The sequence below is a fragment of the Lentzea kristufekii genome, assembly GCF_033949925.1.
GTDB classification, from domain to species: Bacteria; Actinomycetota; Actinomycetes; order Mycobacteriales; family Pseudonocardiaceae; genus Lentzea; species Lentzea kristufekii.
The window spans coordinates 35,315-53,229 of the sequence record NZ_JAXAVV010000013.1 but is presented as its reverse complement, the minus strand read 5'-3'; the positions used below and the strand labels follow the sequence as shown (position 1 = coordinate 53,229).

At 69.7% G+C, this 17,915-nt stretch carries 17 protein-coding genes and 1 tRNA gene; 9 read left to right on the top strand and 9 right to left on the bottom strand.

Translation table 11 applies throughout. The annotated features are described in order from the left end of the window. Positions 1-160: 160 nt before the first annotated feature. The 4 genes from SK571_RS25840 to SK571_RS25825 all read left to right on the top strand — a co-directional run bounded on the left by SK571_RS25840 (position 161) and on the right by SK571_RS25825 (position 4,299). Entirely contained in the window at positions 161-1,804 is a 1,644-nt protein-coding gene (locus SK571_RS25840; protein ID WP_319986671.1) for a bifunctional 3'-5' exonuclease/DNA polymerase, read from the top strand. 112 nt (positions 1,805-1,916) lie between these two features. Further along, positions 1,917-3,296 (top strand): carbohydrate-binding protein, encoded by a 1,380-nt coding sequence (locus SK571_RS25835; RefSeq protein ID WP_319986670.1) that lies wholly within the window; start codon positions 1,917-1,919, stop codon positions 3,294-3,296. A 55-nt stretch (positions 3,297-3,351) separates the two neighbouring features. Continuing rightward, a tRNA-Val gene (locus tag SK571_RS25830) sits at positions 3,352-3,423 on the top strand. Between the two features lie 234 nt (positions 3,424-3,657). Then, positions 3,658-4,299 (top strand): helix-turn-helix domain-containing protein, encoded by a 642-nt coding sequence (locus SK571_RS25825; RefSeq protein ID WP_319986669.1) that lies wholly within the window; start codon positions 3,658-3,660, stop codon positions 4,297-4,299. Here the strand turns inward: SK571_RS25825 and SK571_RS25820 are convergent. Further along, the gene (locus tag SK571_RS25820; protein ID WP_319986668.1) at positions 4,281-5,108 is read right to left on the bottom strand and encodes a prenyltransferase/squalene oxidase repeat-containing protein; all 828 of its coding nucleotides are present in this window, start codon (positions 5,106-5,108) and stop codon (positions 4,281-4,283) included. The genes SK571_RS25825 and SK571_RS25820 overlap by 19 nt on opposite strands. Before the next feature lie 148 nt (positions 5,109-5,256). Here SK571_RS25820 and SK571_RS25815 point away from each other — a divergent pair, with 148 nt between their 5' ends. Genes SK571_RS25815 through SK571_RS25800 form a run of 4 tightly spaced genes read left to right on the top strand, consistent with a single transcriptional unit; the run spans position 5,257 to position 8,381 of the window. Beyond that, positions 5,257-5,670 (top strand): hypothetical protein, encoded by a 414-nt coding sequence (locus tag SK571_RS25815; protein WP_319986667.1) that lies wholly within the window; start codon positions 5,257-5,259, stop codon positions 5,668-5,670. Between the two features lie 16 nt (positions 5,671-5,686). After that, a complete protein-coding gene (locus tag SK571_RS25810) occupies positions 5,687-6,265 on the top strand; it encodes a DUF3558 domain-containing protein (protein WP_319986666.1) in 579 nt (192 codons plus the stop codon). 4 nt (positions 6,266-6,269) lie between these two features. Continuing rightward, complete coding sequence (locus SK571_RS25805) at positions 6,270-7,592, top strand: PPE domain-containing protein (RefSeq protein WP_319986665.1); 1,323 nt, start codon at positions 6,270-6,272, stop codon at positions 7,590-7,592. A 9-nt stretch (positions 7,593-7,601) separates the two neighbouring features. Beyond that, positions 7,602-8,381 carry an ESX secretion-associated protein EspG gene (locus tag SK571_RS25800; RefSeq protein WP_319986664.1) on the top strand — a complete coding sequence of 260 codons (780 nt, stop codon included), beginning with the start codon at positions 7,602-7,604 and terminating at the stop codon, positions 8,379-8,381. Positions 8,382-8,436: 55 nt separating this feature from the next. On the opposite strand, the gene SK571_RS25795 is transcribed toward SK571_RS25800, so the two are convergent. From SK571_RS25795 to SK571_RS25765, 7 genes are all read right to left on the bottom strand, one after another. Further along, positions 8,437-9,597, bottom strand: a complete 1,161-nt coding sequence (locus SK571_RS25795) for a lactate 2-monooxygenase (RefSeq protein WP_319986663.1) — start codon at positions 9,595-9,597, stop codon at positions 8,437-8,439. Positions 9,598-9,711: 114 nt separating this feature from the next. After that, positions 9,712-11,865 (bottom strand): protein translocase subunit SecD, encoded by a 2,154-nt coding sequence (gene secD, locus SK571_RS25790; protein ID WP_319986662.1) that lies wholly within the window; start codon positions 11,863-11,865, stop codon positions 9,712-9,714. A 41-nt stretch (positions 11,866-11,906) separates the two neighbouring features. Then, a complete protein-coding gene (locus tag SK571_RS25785) occupies positions 11,907-12,230 on the bottom strand; it encodes a hypothetical protein (protein WP_319986661.1) in 324 nt (107 codons plus the stop codon). Next, positions 12,230-13,180 carry a tetratricopeptide repeat protein gene (locus tag SK571_RS25780; RefSeq protein ID WP_319986660.1) on the bottom strand — a complete coding sequence of 317 codons (951 nt, stop codon included), beginning with the start codon at positions 13,178-13,180 and terminating at the stop codon, positions 12,230-12,232. Before SK571_RS25780 ends, SK571_RS25785 begins: the two co-directional genes overlap by 1 nt. Before the next feature lie 44 nt (positions 13,181-13,224). Beyond that, on the bottom strand, positions 13,225-14,652 hold the full coding sequence (gene rox, locus SK571_RS25775) for a rifampin monooxygenase (RefSeq protein WP_319986659.1): 1,428 nt from the start codon (positions 14,650-14,652) through the stop codon (positions 13,225-13,227). 139 nt (positions 14,653-14,791) lie between these two features. Continuing rightward, complete coding sequence (locus tag SK571_RS25770; RefSeq protein ID WP_319986658.1) at positions 14,792-15,184, bottom strand: NUDIX hydrolase; 393 nt, start codon at positions 15,182-15,184, stop codon at positions 14,792-14,794. A gap of 10 nt (positions 15,185-15,194) precedes the next feature. Next, positions 15,195-15,776, bottom strand: coding sequence for an FMN-dependent NADH-azoreductase (locus SK571_RS25765; RefSeq protein ID WP_319986657.1), 582 nt, complete (start codon positions 15,774-15,776; stop codon positions 15,195-15,197). An 82-nt stretch (positions 15,777-15,858) separates the two neighbouring features. On the opposite strand from SK571_RS25765, the gene SK571_RS25760 reads away from it, so the two are divergent. Next, the gene (locus tag SK571_RS25760) at positions 15,859-16,332 is read left to right on the top strand and encodes a MarR family winged helix-turn-helix transcriptional regulator (protein WP_319986656.1); all 474 of its coding nucleotides are present in this window, start codon (positions 15,859-15,861) and stop codon (positions 16,330-16,332) included. Between the two features lie 348 nt (positions 16,333-16,680). On the opposite strand, the gene SK571_RS25755 is transcribed toward SK571_RS25760, so the two are convergent. After that, positions 16,681-17,868 (bottom strand): NAD(P)/FAD-dependent oxidoreductase, encoded by a 1,188-nt coding sequence (locus SK571_RS25755; RefSeq protein WP_319986655.1) that lies wholly within the window; start codon positions 17,866-17,868, stop codon positions 16,681-16,683. Positions 17,869-17,915: the final 47 nt, after the last annotated feature.

The following is a 17,915-nucleotide window of genomic DNA, read 5'->3' as shown; positions in this document are numbered from 1 at the left end:
TGGTCAGCCGAGGGGTAGGAAGACCACTCCATCGTGGCCTTTTCCCGTTTTTCCTTCACCTCAACGTCTACTGGCTTGGAGAAGGTCCAACAGCTACGTGTGGCGGAGCCGGTTTCACCCTGGACTGAAATTGTCAGACCTCCCCGGCACAATCTAAGGCGTGCTGGTCGCCCTCGTCATCGACGCTGACGGCGCCGGCCGGTGGCAGAAGCTGCACGACGACGGGACTCCGGCGGGTCCCGCGATGACGGCTTCGTCGCCGGCCGCCGCCGTCGCGTCGCTGGAGCGCGCCCACAGACCGCGCTGGGTCTGGGCGGACACGTCCGAGGTCTACCCGGTGCTGCTCGCCGCCGGGGTGCGGGTCGAGCGGTGCTGGGACCTGCACCTGACCGAGGCGTTGCTGCTCGGCGCGGAGGGCCGCCACCGCGAGCCGAAGGAGCTCGCGGGGGCGTTGGCGCGGGTGCTCGGGCTGCCCGCGCCGGCCGACGTCGGGCCGCCCAAGAAGGACGACGCGCTGACGTTGTTCGGGCCGGATCCGGTGGTGCTGCCGGGAGACACCGACCCGCTGGCCGCGTTGTCGCTGGTTCTCCGGGCACAGCAGCGGAATCCGGCGCTGGGGCTGCTGATCGCGGCGGAGTCGGCGTCGGCGCTGGTGGCCGCGGAGATGACGCACCACGGGCTGCCGTGGCGGGAGGACGTGCACACCAGGTTGCTGGAGGAGGTCCTCGGGCCACGTCCGGCACCCGGTCAGCGGCCGAAGTTGTTGCAGGACCTGGCGGACGAGATCCAGGAGGCGTTCGGCGGCCGGGAGATGAACCCGGACGCGCCGGCCAGCATCGTCCGGGCGTTCGCGCGCGCGGGCATCGAGGTGCCGTCCGCGCGGCGGTGGGTGTTGAAGAAGGTCGACCACCCCGCGGTGAAACCGTTGCTGGACTACAAAGAGCGCGCGCGGCTGTGGGTGGCGCACGGCTGGTCGTGGCTCGACACGTGGGTCGAGGACGGGCGGTTCCGGCCGGACTACGTCGTGGGCGGCGTCGTCACCGGACGCTGGGCGTCGCGAGGCGGAGCCGCGTTGCAGATCCCGCGGCTGATGCGGCAGGCGGTGATCGCCGACGACGGCTGGTGCCTCGTCGCGGCGGACGCGTCGCAGCTCGAACCGCGGATTCTCGCTGCCCTGTCAGGGGATCCGCGGCTGACCGAGGTCTGCGGGGACGACGACCTCTACGCGGCACTGGCGCAGGACTCGTTCAAGGGCGAGCGGTCGCGCGCGAAGATCGCGATGTTGTCGGCGATGTACGGCGGCACGTCCGGCGAGGCCGGTCCGCTGCTCGCCGTGCTGCGCAAGAGGTTCCCGATCGCGGTCGGGTACGTGGAGGACGCCGCCCGGGCCGGCGAGCAGGGCCGGATGGTGCGCACGCGGCTGGGCCGCACGTCGCCGACGCCGTCAGCGGCGTGGCAGGAGCTGACCGGAGGCGCCGACGATTCCGGGGAGTCGTCGAGCTCGTCGCGGCAGGCGGCGCGCAACTGGGGGCGGTTCACCCGCAACTTCGTGGTGCAGGGCAGCGCGGCGGACTGGACGGCGGCGTTGCTGGGCGTGCTGCGCACCAGGCTTCCCGCCGACGCGCACCTCGTGTTCTTCCAGCACGACGAGGTGCTCGTGCACTGCCCGCGCGCCGATGCCGACGCCGTGGTCGAGGCGATCGCCGCGGCCGGGCGTGAGGCGACCCGGCTGCTGTTCGGCGAGACATCGGTGCGCTTCCCGATGAACGCGGTGCCCGTGACCTGCTACGCCGACGCGAAATAAGTCCAAACGAGACGGTTCGCCCCGGGCCGTTGGTCCGAACGGGCGCTTGCTCTTACGCCGTGAGAGCGCTCTCATAAATGTACTGCACCCGTGACAAGGAGGTCACTCGCGCATGAGGCAACGCCGCCGCATCTTCGCGGCCACGACAGCACTTATTGCCGCGGTACCCCTGGCGATCGTCGCCATGTCCGCCAACGCTGCTATCCCACCCCCTGCCGCGGGATGGACGCAGGTGTGGGGTGACGACTTCAACGGTTCGAACGGATCGCTGCCGTCGAGCGCCAACTGGATCATCGACACCGGCCACGGTTACCCCGGCGGACCTGCCAACTGGGGTACGGGCGAGATCCAGAACTACACGAACAGCACGAACAACCTGAAGCTCGACGGCAACGGCAACCTGCGCATCACCGCCTTGAAGGACGGCGGGGGCAACTGGACGTCGGCGCGCATCGAGACCCAGCGCTCGAACTTCAAGCCGGCGGCCGGCGGCAAGCTCGCCATCGAGGGCCGCATCCAGATGCCGAACGTCACGGGCGAGGCCGCCCTGGGCTACTGGCCCGCGTTCTGGACCCTCGGCGCGCCGTACCGCGGCAACTACTGGAACTGGCCGGGCATCGGCGAGTTCGACATCATGGAGAACGTCAACGGCATCAACTCCGTCTGGGGCGTGCTGCACTGCGACGTCGCTCCCGGCGGTGCCTGCGGCGAGTTCACCGGCATCGGCAACTCGCGGACGTGCCCCGGCTCGTCCTGCCAGTCCGCCTTCCACACCTACCGCTTCGAGTGGGACGACGCCGCGAAGACGTTCACGTGGTTCGTCGACGGCCAGGCCTTCCACCAGGTGACGCAGGCTCGTGTCGGCGTCAACGTCTGGAACGCGATGACGTCGCACGCGGGGCACTTCATCCTGCTCAACCTCGCGATGGGCGGCGCGTTCCCGAACGCGCTGAACAACAACCAGCCGACCCCTGTCGCGGCCACCCAGTCCGGGCACTCGATGGTCGTGGACTACGTGGCCGTCTACTCGGCTGGCGGCACCACCCCGACCACCACCACCACGACCACGACGTCGAACCCCGGCGGCGGGGGTTCCGCGTACACCGAACTGCAGGCGGAGAACGCTTCCGAGCGGTCCGGCGGTTCGGTGGCACCCGGTGATGGCGGTTCGGGCGTGCACCAGATCGCGAACGGCGGCTTCGTGAAGTTCTCCGGCGTCAACTTCGGCACCGGACCCGCCCGGCAGTTCTACGCCCGCGTGGCCTCCGGAGCCGGAGGCGGCGTGAGCGGACTGGTCGAGGTGCGACTCGGGTCGCGCACGGCCACGCCGGTCGGATCGTTCGCGGTGGGCAACACGGGTGGCTGGGACGCGTGGAGAACCATCCCCGCGAACATCTCGAACATCTCGGGGACTCACGACGTGTACGTGACGTTCACGAGCGGCCAGCCCGCGCCCTACGTCAGCTTGAACTGGGTGAAGTTCGGAACCTGACCCCTGGGTTCGCGACCCGCTGAACTCGTCCGCTAAGATGGCATCCGCAAGACGCGGATGATTAGCTCAGCGGGAGAGCACTACCTTGACACGGTAGGGGTCACTGGTTCAATCCCAGTATCGTCCATCAAGCTCAGGCGACCTGTGTCTGCGGACTGCGCAGACACAGGTCGCCTGAGTTCTTTCTGGGGGTGCAACCCCAGACCCCGCCCGGAGGGCTTCGCCCCCGGACCCCCGGCTGTGATTGCGTTGGGCGGTCGCTGGCTGGGTAAGCCGTCACGAGGTCCACACCAGAACGCGCCCGGTCACTCGACCGGGCCCGTTCTTGCTGTTGCGGAGCCATTTGTGCAACGGTCGGCCTGTGTACGCCGAACGTCCCGCTCCCGCGGGTCTGGCTTGCCTGTGGACGCGCACGGTGTCGTCGCGGACCGTGCAGCGCGTGGTGCCGGACGGGTGCACGGACCTGATGTGGACGCCTGCGTCCGGTGCGCTGTTCGTGGCCGGTCCGGACACCTCGGCTCAGCTCGCCACGGTCGCTCCCGGCACGTTGTACGGAGTGCGGCTGCCGCCCGGCGCGTTCCCGTCGGTGTTCGGGGTGCCCGCACACGCCGTCCGGGATCAGCGGGTGCCGTTGTCCGAGCTGGTTCCTTCCGCTCGGCTCGACTCCTTCTCGGACATGGTGTCGTTCTGCGCTTCGCGGGTGGTCGTGGATCCCGCTCTGGCCGCCACCGCGTCGTTGCTGCGGTCCGGTGACGTCGGCACGGTCGCGTGGGAGATCGGGCTGAGCGCACGCCAGCTGCGGCGGCGGTGCCTGGACGCGTTCGGCTACCCGCCCAAGGTGTTGCAACGGGTGCTGCGGTTCGACGCGGCGCTGCGGCTGGCTTGGAACGGCGTGCCGTTCTCGGCCGTGGCGTTCGAAGCGGGCTACGCGGACCAGGCGCACCTCGCCCGCGAAGTGCGTGCGCTGGCCGGCGTGCCCCTGGGTCAGCTGATCAGGCCGTAGCGGCGCAGGGTCAGCAGTGCGTCGACCGTGGCGATGGAACGCCATTCGAAGTGCACGATCGGCGTGAAGGCGGGAAAGCCGAAGTTCCAGCCGCCGTCCTCCTGCTGGCCGTTCTGCAGTTGGTCGAGGTCCTCGCCGAACTCCTCGTCGGTGAACCACGCGCGGGCGAGGCTGGTGGGTTTCGGCGCGTAGATGTGCAGTTCCAGACCTTCGCCGTCGGCATAGCCCTCGGTGCTCGGCTTGAGGTGCTTGAGCCTCTCCGCGGCCAGTTCGGCGCGGGCGCGGTCCGGCACCTCGTCGAGGAACATCACCGCTGCTCGCAGCTCGTACGGGTGGGTGTTCTCCAGCTTCTCGATCTCCCGCCAGCAGTAGTCGGTGGCCTTGTCGAGCCACGGGTCCGTCGTTCCGAGTGCGTGGAGGGCGGCGGCAATCTGGGCGGTCAGCAGCAGCCCGCCCTCGTCGTCGGCGGCGACCCACGGTGCCTTGGGGTGGTCCTTCGAGGTGGACATGCCGAACGGCACGCTCCCGTCCGGGCAGGTGCCGGTCAGCCAGGCCAGGATCGATTCAGCATGTTCGGGGGCGTCGACCTCGCCGAACATCTGGAGCGCGCGCAGGGCGTGCAGCGGCTGGCTGGTGGGACCGCGGTGGTCGGGTTCGAGCCCGTACCCGTACCCGCCGTCGTCGTTGCGGTAGGCCAGCACCGCCTGGACCACGTGCTCGGCCCTTCCACCGTCGAAGGCGTGCTCGAACCAGCGTTGTTCCAGCGTGCGGGCGTTGTGCCAGAGGAAGGTCCTCGCTTGCTCGATCATGTCCCCGAACCTAGGCCGGTCACGGTGCGGGGTCTTGAACGAATCGGCCATGTGACCTGATCAGCTGATTCGATCGGCTCCATCGGGAACCGGTCCTATGCGAAAATCCTCCAACAGGGGTGTGGAGTTCTGAGGGGAGCTGGCCAGGATGCTGATGTTCGACGCACTCGTACCCGTGAAGGCTGCCGGAGCTGCCATCGGTGCGGCAGCAGGTGCTGCTGGAGCCGCGGCGGGTGCGGGCGGTGGCGGAGTCGCGAAGTTCAGCGTCGACCCGGACCAGGCCCAGAAGATGATCGACGGCCTGAAGAAGGCCATCGAGAACTTGATGGATCTGCGCGAGAAGAGTGCCGAGATCACGAACACAGGTGCTCCGGGCCCCGACCCCTACAGCGGCTACGCGACACTCGCGATGCGCAAGACCGCAGGTGGTGAGCCCGGCGGATACCTGTGGGCGAACGAGCAGGCCCAGAAGGCGCTGGAGCAGACCATCGCGAACATCGAGAAAGCACTTGCCGAGTACAAAGCCACCGACGAAGCGGCGACGTCCGCGATGAAGGGCTGACAAGACCTTGAAGCGCATGACCGCCCTGCTCACCGTCGCGCTCACGTTCGGCGCGCTGGTGGGGTGCACGGGGAACACCACCGGTGGCACACCCACCACCCCTGCTTCGACCGGGACCGGGCAGACGAGCAGTGCTCCCACGTCCAGCGACTCCTCGTCGGGCCTCGACATCTCGAAGTACGCGACCAAGCCGTGCGACACCCTGAAGCCTGACCAGCTCGCCACGCTCGGATCCGTCCGCGAAGGGGCGACGAGCACCGGCGAACTCGGCCAGAAGTGCACGTGGCGGGGCCAGGACGTCACCAAGAACACGAGCTACATCGTTCATGTGAGCGAAGGCATGAAGTTCGACGACCAGGCTGCGGGCAGCAAGCAGAAGAACAACCTCTTCGAGGAGAAGACGATCGACGGTCTGCGTGCCTACTCGACCGACGGAACCGACGGAGCGATGTACTGCCTGACCACGGTCGAGTCCTCCAAGACCAGTTCGATCACGGTGCAGGTCTCCAGCGCTGCCGCTGAACGAGGGACCAAGAAGCCTTGCCCGGAGGCCGAACGAGTCGCACAACTGATCATCACAAACCTGAAGGGGTAGCGGGATGGCTGGGGATGAGCCGAACATCGGCGGTTTCGCACTTCTTCCCTTCGCGGGCGGCGAAACGATCTACAAGTGGTTCCAGAACGGCAGCGGTCCGAGCCAGAGCACCGCGATCACCTCTCAGGCCTGGCGTGATCTGTCGGCCGGCCACGGAGACGTCGCTCAGCTGATCGAGAAGGCCGTACGCGACTCCGGTGCAGCCTGGGAAGGCTCGGCAGGTGACGCGGCGCGGGGCGGGACTTCACCGCTCGCCACCTGGGCAACCGTCACCGGCGACTCGGCCACTCAGGCGGGTACCAACGCGGACACCGTCGGCGACGCGTACGTCAACGCCGCGAACGCCATGTCCATGCCGCCGACCGTCCCCGACAAGCCGTTCTTGAACGACTTGCGTCCGTGGGACACGGACTACGACAAGGCGCTGGAGAAGAACCAGCAGATCAGCGAGCAGAACGTCCGGGCGTTCAACCAGTACGCCGGTGCTGTCAACGCGACCATGGACAACCAGCCGACGTTCATCGCGCCCACCGCCACGGAGGGAAGCGTCCAAGAGGGAACCGGCGGCGACCACCGGATCGACGAGGTCGGTCCCAACGGCAAGAACCCGCCGCCGATCGGCAGCAACCCCCCTCCCGGCGGTGGCGACCGCAGTGGTGGCGGGGACACCAACCTGTCCGGCTGGAAGCCGCCGGGCACCGGCGGTGGGGACGACACCGGCACGGCCGGCGTGAACGACCCCAAGTTCACTCCTCCGCCCACCGACATCGGCCGCCCGCGGCCCGACATCGGCGTTCCCACCCTGCCGCCGGACGGCGTGTACAACCCGAACGACCCGCGCAGGCCTGGCGGTCCGCTGGATCCCAACAACCCGCGCAGGCCCGGCGGTCCGCTCGACCCCAACAACCCGCGCAACCGTCCCGGTGGACTCAACGGTCCCGGCGGCGGCGGTGCCGGTGGTGGTGCCGGCGGCGGTCGTGGTGGCGGCGGTGGCGGTATCGGCGGGCCCGGCGGTGGTCTTGGTGGCGCTGCTGCGGCCAAGGGCATGGGTGGACCTGGCGGCATGGGCGGCGGCTTCGGTGGTGCGGCCGGTGTCGCCGGTGACGGTCGTGGTGGTGCTGGTGGCTTCGGGCCTGCTGGTGCCGGTGCCGCGGGTGCTGCCGGTCGTGGTGGTGCGGCCGGCATGGGTGCCGGAGGTATGGGCGCCGGTGGCGCTCGTGGTGAAGGTGCGGAGGACGCGGAGCACAAGTCCGCGTCGTACCTGCAGGAGACCGAAGACATCTTCGGCGACGGAACGATGGTCGCTCCGCCGGTCATCGGCGGATAAGGGGGAAACGTGCTGCGGAGCAGGGTCGCCATCCCTGTCACGGCGCTTTATCAGGCGTGGCAGGCCGCGGGCCTGCCGACGATGCACCGTGCGCTGCTGGCTGAGGTCGACTTCGACGAGGGGCGCCTCGAGTCGGGTGACGTGAGCGAGCTCGAACGGTTGCAGCGGTCGGCGTGGACGCAGCTCGAGCAGTACGGGCTCGCGCGCGGCGGGCAGATCCACCCGGATCTGACCAACGCGCTGCGGCTCGTGGTCGAGGCCGGCGTGGAGTACTGGGCGTTCTTCAGCCTGAAGGACGGCCCTCAGCAGAGCGTGCTGGTCGTGTCGAACGGCCAGGACGCGCTGCGGATCCTGCTCACGCCGGACCAGCAGTTCGTGCTCGAACCGGTGCGGGCGGACGAGGCGCCGCAGGCGTTGGTCGGTGCTTTGCCGCCCACGCCGGCGGGCCGGGGCAACCCGATCACGCTGCCCGAGGAGGCGCTGCAGCAGAAGCGGCAGCCGTCCTACGAGGACACCGGCTCGTTCCTGCAGCAGAGCAGGCCGACGAGCACGCCGAACGACCAGCTCGTCGCGCAGCTCAACGAGATCATGAGCCAGCCGCGCACCGGTGCCGGTCAGGTCTTCTCGGCCAAGCGCGACCACCTGGGCCGCAAGCAGCGTTGCGTCAACCCGCTGACGTACATCGACACGCCGAGCGGGCGGTACCTCGCGGCCAAGAGCGACGGCTGGCTGCGGGTGCAGCCGGCCGACTTCGGCACGCTGACGCGGATGACCGCGACGATGCCGTAGGAGAACGAACGCCACGTCGGCCGGGTCGCAGCTGCTGCGACCCGGCCGACGTCGTTCAGGAGAACCGCAGCGCGTCCGGCCCCAGGTCGGCCGGGCTGCGGTGACCCGACAGCCCGAGCGTCAGGTCGAAGTCCGCGAGCAGGCTGCGCAACACGTGCCGCACGCCGACCTGCCCGCCGTGCGCCAGCCCGTACGCGAAGGGCCGTCCGACCATCACGGCCTTCGCCCCCAGCGCCAGTGCCTTCACGATGTCGGCGCCGGTGCGGATCCCGGAGTCGAACAGCACGTCGACCTGCTCCCCCACCGCCTCGACCACGGCGGGCAGCACATCCAACGACCCGACGGCACCGTCGACCTGACGCCCGCCGTGGTTCGAGACGACGACACCGTCCATTCCGTACTCGACGGCCTTGCGCGCGTCGTCGGGGTGCTGGATTCCTTTCAGGACGATCGGCCCGTCCCAGTGCTCGCGCAGGAACGCCAGCTGGTCCCACGACTTGTCGGTGCCGGTGAACAGCTGCACCCACCGCAGGATGGCCATCGGCAGGTCCTCCTCGGGCGACTTCTCCAGCCCGGCGCGGAAAACCGGGTCGCTGAACGGGATCGCCGTGCCGACCGCGCGCAGGAACGGCAGGTAGGCCTGGTCCAGGTCGTGCGGCCGCCACGCCAGCGTCCACGTGTCCAAGGTGACGACCAGCGCCGTGTAACCGGCCTTGCGCGCCCGGTCCAGCAACGACGCACACACGTCGGGGTCGTTCGGCCAGTAGAGCTGGTACCAGCGCGGCCCGTCGCCGGACGCTTCGGCGACCTCCTCGAGGGTGTGCGAAGAGGCGGTCGACAACACCACCGGCACACCGAGCTCGGCGGCGGCCCGCGCGGTCGCCAGCTCACCGTCCGGGTGCAGGATCGACTGCACTCCAACGGGTGCGAGCATCACCGGCGCCGGCAGCTCCGTGCCGAGCACCGAAACGCCCAGATGCCGCTCGGTCGCGTTGGTCAGCATGCGCGGCACGATCCGCACGCGGTCGAACGCCTCGCGGTTCGCCCGCACGGTGGCGCCCGACCCCGCGCCTCCCGCCACGTACCAGAACGGCCCCGGCCCCAGCCTGTCGCGCGCGGACTGCTCCAGCGCGTCCGGGTCGGTGGTGAACGGCGGCACGGCGCCACCGAGCCCCTGCAGGTAGATCTCGTTCTGGTACGCGGCGAAGGAGGTCATGCCGCCTACTTTGCTACGAAGCGAGCTGCACTAGGAAGAACTCGTTGCCGAAAGAGGTCCCGCACCCCATCGCGAACGACGTAGTGGGCGCGTCCGCCAACGACAGCACGAACGCTAGGCGCGTGCCCCCACCGGACGCTTCTTCAAAACCGCTCGCCTGGGCCAGCGCGACTCCAGCCAGATCGCGATCGGTGCGGCGGTGACCACTGTGGACGCCGTGCCGGCGACGAGGCCGATGAGCAGCGCGATCGCGAAGTTGGCCAGGGAACCGTCGCCGAGCACCAGCAACGCCGACAAGACGAAGAGCACGCCGAGGCCGGTGTTCACGGTGCGCGGCACGGTTTGCACGACCGCGTCCGACACCACGTCCGGGTACGAGGCCTTCAGCCGCGAGCCGCGCAGTTCGCGGAGGCGGTCGAAGACGACGACCGAGTCGTTGACCGAGTAGCCGATCACGGTCAGCAGGGCCGCCAGGAACACGCCGTCGGCCGTCTTGCCCATCCACGCGAACACGCCGATGAGCACGAGGACGTCGCTGAGCAGCGCGGCTACCGTGGCGAGGCCGAGGCGCCAGTCGAAGCGCACGGCCAGGTAGCCCAGCTGGGCGGCCACGGCGATGGCGAGGCCGATGACGGCGTTGCGGCGCAGTTCCGAGGACAGCGACGGGCCGATGAGTTCGTTGCTGGACTGGCGGGCGCCGCCGTCGACGGCCGAGGAGACGACCTCGCCCAGGCGGGCGGAGGTGGCGTCGTCGATGGGGGCGGTGCGCAGGGAGACCTCGTTGCCCGACGACGAGACGACCACGTCGGAGAAGCCCGCGTCGGCCAGGGCGGTGCGGACTCGGCCGGAGTCCACGGGGCCGCCCGCGGTGAAGTCGAGCATGCGGCCGCCGGTGAACTCGACGCCCAGGTTCAGGCCCCGTGCGAAGAGACCCGCGGCGGCCACGAGCACCACGGCACCGGCACTGATCAGCCACAGCGACGGGCGGCGGTACAGCACGGCGGACAGACGCCGGCGGACGAAACCGAGTGTGTGCAGGCCGCTCAGACGAGGGCGCTTGGTGACGAACCGGGTGCCGAGCGCCCACACGACGAGCACGCGGGAGAGCACCAAGGCGCTGAACATCGACGCCAGCACACCGATGGTCAGGGTGACGCCGAAGCCGCGGACCGGGCCCGTGGCCAGCCAGAACAGCAGACCGGCTGCCAGCAGGGTCGTCACGTTCGAGTCGGCGATCGCGCTCAGGGCGCCGCGGAAGCCGCTCTCCGAGGCGCGGCGGAGGTTGGGTTTCCTGGCGTACTCCTCGCGGGCTCGTTCGAAGATCAGGACGTTGGCGTCGACCGCCATGCCGATCGCCAGCACGAAGCCGGCCAGGCCCGGCAAGGTCAGCGTCGCCCCCACCGCCAGCAGCCCGGCGTACGCGACGCCCGCGTAGCCGACCAGTGCGACCACGGCCAGGAACCCGGCCAGCCGGTAGGCGAACATCAGGAACAGCGAGGTCAGGGCGATGCCGATGATGGCGGCCTTGGCGCTGGCCTCGATGGCCTCGGCGCCCAGGGTCGCGCCGACGGTGCGCTGTTCGATCACCTCGACCGGCACGGGCAGCGCACCGGAACGGACGACCAGCGCGAGTTCCTTGGCCTCGGCCTGCGAGAAACGGCCGGTGATCGTGGTCGAGCCACCCGCCTGACCGGCGCCGCAGGGCGTGTCGAGGCTGACCTCGGGGGACGAGATCGGCTTGCCGTCCAGCACGAACGCGATCTGCCGGCCGGGGGTGCCGGACGGCTCGCAGGCCGCCTCGCCGGTCACCTTCTGCCACTTCGCCGGGGCGTCGCCCTGGAACTGGATGTTGACCACGAAACCCGCGCCCTGCGGGTTGCGCGCGGACTGCGCGTCGGAGATGCCCTCGCCGGTCATGACGGTCTGGCCGTTGCGTTGCACGGTGAGCTGCGCGGTCTGGCCGAGGACCTTCACGGCCTCCTGCGGGTCCTGGACGCCGGGCAGTTCGACGACGATGCGGTTCTCGCCGGAGCGGGCGATCACCGGTTCGGCGACGCCCAGCGCGTCCACGCGGCGCCGCAACACCTCCAGCGAACGGTCGGCGGCGTCGGCGTCGCCCTGGGCCTCGAGGACGATCTGGGTTCCGCCGCGCAGGTCGAGGCCGAGGCGGGGATCCGTGGTGAGCAGCAGGAATGCGGATGCGACGAGGACCCCGAGCGCTATGAGTGCGCGCACGAGCAGCCCTCGTCGCGCGTTGTCGCGCGACATGGGTGAGAAGACCTTCCGGAGTGGGTTGCTGGAAAAGGGATTCAGCGACCGGAAGGCGGTGAACGAGCGGGCTGGGGCGTCCAGCGGAGGCCGTCGGGCGTGCGGTGCACGTGCCGGGCGAAGGAGATGACGAACCGCACCGGCATCGCGGGCTTCGCGACCGGCGGCACGTCGGAGGCCACCTGGGCCTGCGGCACCTGGGCGGCGTGGGGGTTGTGCGGTTTGGGCGCGGTGACCGGCAGGTTCGCGAAGTCGTGGCCGTGCCGGACGACGGAACCGGAGACGGCGGGCTCGGCGGGCGCGGCGACGATGAACAGCTGTCCGAGGAACAGCAGGAACGCGAGCGCGACCGCGTTGCGACGCATCACCGCTTCCTGCCTCCACCGACGTAGACGAGCGCTCCCCCCACGACAGCGCACAACCAGGAAAGCACAAGTGGCTGCATCGTCGTAGCCCCGAAGAACAACGCGACGGTCCAGCCGAGCAGGACCAGGGCCGAAACGGCGAGCAGGGACACGGTCACGGCGAGCTTGCGCAGGCCGAAGAGCAGCTTGTACGGACGCAGCCGCAACGCCACGACCAGGCAGCACAGCACCAGCGCGCCGGTGAAGAAGCCCAGGTAGGGCGTCGGCCGGGGCATACCGGCGAACAATCCGAGCAGACCGCCGCCGACCAGCAGCAACGAGAGCGTGCGCAGCGCGCGCCACACCTGCACCTTGTTCAACTGCAGCGGCGCGGGCTTGGCCGAACGCCGCCGTTGCACGGTCGCGAGGTTCGCCTTGGAGTCCGCGTCGGACGGATCGAGCTTGATCGCCGTGCGGTACGCGTGCTCGGCGGTGCCCCAGTCGCGCATCCGCAGGGCCGCGTCGCCGAGCACCTGGAACGCCCGTGCCTCGGTCGGCGCTAGCTGGGAGGCGTGCAGGGCCGAGTCGAACGCCTCGACGGCGCCGTCCGGGTTGTCGGCCAGGACCTCGGCGAGCACGACGTAGCAACGCCAGTCGCCGGGTTTGCGCCGCACGGACTCGCGCGCCGCGACCGCCGCCTCCTGGTGCCGGCCGAGGTCGCTCAGGGCCAGTGCCGCGAGTCTTTGAGGCCAGGCGGGCTCGCCGTCGAGGACCATCGCGCGCTTGGCCGAGTCGAGGGCGTGGTCCGCCTCCCCGAGGTCGAGGTGGGCGGCGGCGAGCCGGCACCACGCCTCGGCGTGCCGAGGGTTCGCCGCCACGAGGGGCCGCAACAGGTCGATCGCCTGCCGCGGCTTCCCCGAGGCGGTGAGGTCGGCGGCTCGTAAGAGCACCGCTGTCATCGGCTCGGACACGCCGCACAGTGTGACAAGCGCCCCCGGCCCTCGAACGGGTGACCTCAGCGAGCCGTCCCGAACCAGCGGGCCAGCGCCCCCTCCAGGCCTGCCTGGTCCTCGCCGGCCCACGCCACGTGCCCGTCCGGCCGCAGCAGCACCGCGGGCGCGTCGAGGTCCTCGGTGACGTCGACGACGTGGTCGACCCGGTCCGCCCAGCCCGCGGCCGACAACGTCCCGGCCTGGTCGAGCAGGATCCCGCGACCGGCGTGCATCTGCGCGTAGAGACCGCCGCGCTTGAGCGCGAGGTCGCCGATCCGCCGTCCCACCAGGTCGTTCTCCGAGCCGAGGTCGTACCGGACCGAGACCGCGATGATCTTCTCGATCAGGTACCGGTTGACCTCCTCGAACTGCACGAACTCGGTGAACAGCCGCCGCACGGACTGCGGTCCGGGCTCGACCTTCATCAGCTCGATCTGCGCACGGGTGTTGTTGAGCACTTCCTCGGCCACCGGGTGCCGTTCGGACTCGTAGGTGTCCAGCAACCCCTCCGGCGCCCACCCGTGCACGGCCGCGGCGAGCTTCCAGCCCAGGTTGAACGCGTCCTGCACGCCGAGGTTGAGCCCCTGGCCGCCGGTCGGCGGGTGGACGTGCGCCGCGTCGCCCGCGAGGAACACGCGGCCGGACCGGTAGCGCTCGGCCTGCCGGGTGGCGTCGCCGAAGCGGGACATCCACCGCGGCGAGTGCACGCCGAAGTCGGTTCCGGCGATCCTGACGAGCTGCTCCTTGAAGTCGTCCAGAGTCGGCATGACCGCCCGGTCCTCGTTCACGCCCTCCGCGGGCACGATGACGCGGTACGTCGCGGTGCCGCCGATCGGGCCGATGCCGAAGCGCTTCTGCGTCTTGCGGACCTCCAGCATCAGCGGCATCGCCTCCTCCCACGGGATGCCGATCTCCATCTCGCCCAGCAGCGTCTCCACCCGCGACGGCTCGCCGGGGAAGTCGATGCCGGCCAGCTTGCGGATGGTGCTGCGTCCGCCGTCGCACCCGACCAGGTACCGCGCACGCAACGAGGTGCCGTCGGCGAGCTCGACGGTCACGCCGTCGTCGTCCTGGTCGAACGCGGTCACCGTGCTGCCGCGCCGGATCTCGGCGCCGGCCTCGACGGCGTGCTCGGTGAGCAGGCGTTCGATGTGCGGCTGCGGCAGGCCGAGGACGACCGGGTACTTCGTGTCCAGCCGTTCCGGCGCGGGCTTGTCGATGCCCGCGAAGAACCCGGCGAGTGGGTGCGTCGTGCCCGCCTCCAGGAACCGGTCGGCGATGCCCCGCTGGTCCAGGACCTCGATGCTGCGCGCGTGCAGGCCGAGTGCCCGGACGACCTCGGTCGGCTCCGGATCCCGTTCCAGCACCACCACGCCCACGCCGTGCAGCCGCAGTTCCCCAGCCAGCATCATGCCGGTCGGTCCGCCGCCGGCGATGATGACGTCGATCATGGAGTGATCCCCATTTCCCCAGGTAGATGACGTTGGCTGGGAAATGATGAAGTACACCCGGGGTCTTGTGGCAAGGCCCCGGGTGCGCTATATGTTGAAGTGGGAGGAGAGCAGCGCTCTCCTCTTCCCGTTTTGAGGGTCAGCGAAGAAGCCCTGCCTCGTTCAGGTGGGCGAAGATGATCCGGTCGACCGGGGAGATCCGGTCCGCGTCGGCGGTGGTCAGCCAGGCGAGTTCCTCGATCTCGGCCGATGCCACCGGTTCCCCGTCGAACGACGCGGTGTAGCAGGTCATCCGCACGGTCACCCCCGACGTGTGGCCGTGCGCCTGCGCTTCGAACGTCCCCACGTACTTCGCCGACGCGGCGTCGATCTCGACGGACAGCTCCTCGCGGATCTCGCGCACGAGCGTCTCGACGTCGGACTCCCCCGGCTCGCGCTTGCCGCCGGGCAGGTAGTACGTGTCCTTGCCTGCCGACCGGGTGCCGAGCACGCGGTCGTCCTTGAGGTAGATCCAAGCCACCTTGTCGATCACGCGACCGACATTAAGCGTTGGCGAGTTCCTTGACCACGCGGTGCGCGTCGGCCAGCGACTCGACCGCGAGCTCGCGGAACTGGTGCATCTGCGGCACCACGTCCGCCAGCGTCAGTTCGGCGTGCACGAACTCCAGGTTCTGGTCGAGGCCGACCATCGACAGCACGGCGCGCAGGTACGGCTCCTGGAAGTCGAAGCCCTCGCGCGGCGTGCCCGGCTTGTACGAACCGCCGCGTGCCGTCACGACGACGACGCGCTTGCCGCCCCACGCGAACGTGCCGTCCTCACGGGCGAAGTTCGCGGAGGTCGCGACCTGGTCGATCCAGGCCTTCAGGGTCGACGGGATCGAGAAGTTGTACATCGGTGCGCCGATGAGGATCACGTCGGCGGCGTCGACCTCGGCCATCAGGTCGGCGGCGATGCCCTGATCGGTGCCGTCCTTGTGCGGGATCGGCGACGCGTGCAGGTCCCGGTGGACGTAGCCGCCGCCGGGGTTCGCGGCACGCCAGCTCTCGGCGAACGCGCCCGAGATCTCGCGGGTGACGGACCCCTCGTACCGAATGCTCGTGTCGATGTGAAGCAGATTGGTCATACTCGGAACATACGAGCAAAGAACTTCCGAGTCAAGATGTTCTGATCCGAGAACATCTCCTCCGGGATGTAGGATGGAACACATGGAGGAGCAGTCCGAGGTCATCGAAGCCTGCTTGCAGAAGTGGGACTTCAACTGGCTGCTGCACCGCGCCACCCAGCGCGTCGGCGCCGCGTACTCCGACGAGATCGCGAAGTTCGGCATCTCGCTGCGCGGTCAGCTCGTGCTGCAGACGCTCGCCAACGAGGAGATCCAGCGCACCCAGCTCAAGCTCGGCGCGATGCTCGGCCTCGACAAGACCACGCTGACGAGCGAGCTCGACAAGCTGGAGCGGGCCGGGCTGATCGTGCGCGTCCCCGATCCGAACGACCGGCGCGTGCGCACGCCGGTGATCACCGACAAGGGCCGTGAGCTGCAGAAGGAGGCGGGTGACGCGCTCGCCGAGGTCGAACGCGCCTTCCACTCCCGCTTCTCCCCCGAGGAGATGGCGATCATCCGCAAGGCCCTGCAGGACCTCTCGCGCGGCGAGGGCCCAGTGCACGGCTCTTGTATCTAGTAGAGCGTCGCGGCTATCTCTTGGGATAGCGATGGCGGCAGGTTGCTGATTTTCGATCATGGCTGTCACCTGCGCGGTTGGCGGTAGTTGGGGTGATCAGCAAACGTTTGCGCCGGCAGTTTTCTGCCGCCAGCTCGGCGGCGACGTGCGTGAGCGCGCGACCATCCGGGCTTCGGTAACGACCGACCAGGCCGCCCAGCCCCGTGCGCGACTCAACGCAGCACAGCTAAGCCGCGACGCTCTACTAGTGGCGTGACCCAGAACGTCGGCTGGTAATTCACGCTCAGCAGGGCACCACGATGCACCCGTCTGACCGCGAATTCCCCGGCAACCTTCCGAGCCGTGCCGCTAGACGAGCGCTCCGAGGTCCGCCTCGCGCAACTGCTCCGGCGTCACCGTCGCCTGTGCGTCCACCAGCGCCTTCAACGCCGTGCCGTGGTCCCAGACGTTGACGTTCATCGCCGCCCGCAGCCGTCCGTCCCGCAGCCAGAACGCGATGAACTCCCGCGAGGCCACGTCGCCGCGCACGACCAGCTCGTCGTCCGGGCCCGCGAGGCCGCGGTACTCCATGCCCAGGTCGTACTGGTCGGTGAAGAAGTACGGCGACTTCAGGTACGGCTCGTCCAGCCCGATCAGCGACCCCGCCACGTGCGTGCCCTGGTCCTTCGCGTTCGCCCAGTGCTCGACGCGGACGCGGTGGCCGTAGCGCGGGTGGTCCTGCGCTGCCACGTCACCGGCCGCGAACACGTCGGGGGCGGACGTGCGCAACGTGGCGTCGACCGCGATGCCACCGTCGGTCAGTTCCAGACCGGCGGCTTCGGCCAGTTCGAGTCGTGGTGCCGCTCCCACGGCCAGCACCGTGACGTCCGGGATCAGTTCGGTGCCGTCGTCCAGGCGCACACCGGACGGCGAGAAGCTCGCGACACCGGTGCCCAGCTCGAACTCCACGCCGTGCTCCTGGTGCAGGCCGCGGAACACCGCGCCCATCTCGGCACCCAGCACGCGCACCAGCGGTTCGGCCAACGGGTCGACCACCGTGACGCGGCAGCCGTGCGCGCGGGCGGCGGACGCCACCTCGCAGCCGATCCAGCCCGCGCCGACGATCACGACGTGCCTGCCCTCGCGCAACGCCGACTTCAGCGCCAGCGAGTCGTCCAGCGTGCGCAGCACATGTCCTTGCGCACCAGGCAGTACGCGTGGCCGCGAGCCGGTCGCGAGCAGGAGCCGGTCGTAGGAACGCACTGCCCCGTCCGAGTCGACGATCGTGTGGTCGCCGGTCCGCAGCTCCAGGACGGACGCTCCGAGCTGGAGGTCGATCTCGTTGTCGGAGTAGAAGCCCGGCTCGTGCACCCACGCGGGTTCCGCGGCCTTGCCGAGCAGCACGTCCTTGGACAGCGCGGGAAGTTCGTACGGGCGGTGGAGTTCGGTGCCGAACATGGTGATCCTGCCGCCGTAGCCGCGGTCTCGGAGCGCGCCCGCCGCCGAGGCGCCGGCGAGACCCGTACCCACGATCACGATGCGTTGCGGTTCCGCCATCTTCACCCCTCCAGGTGACCTGGTGTCGTCCCACATGCGACGCTATC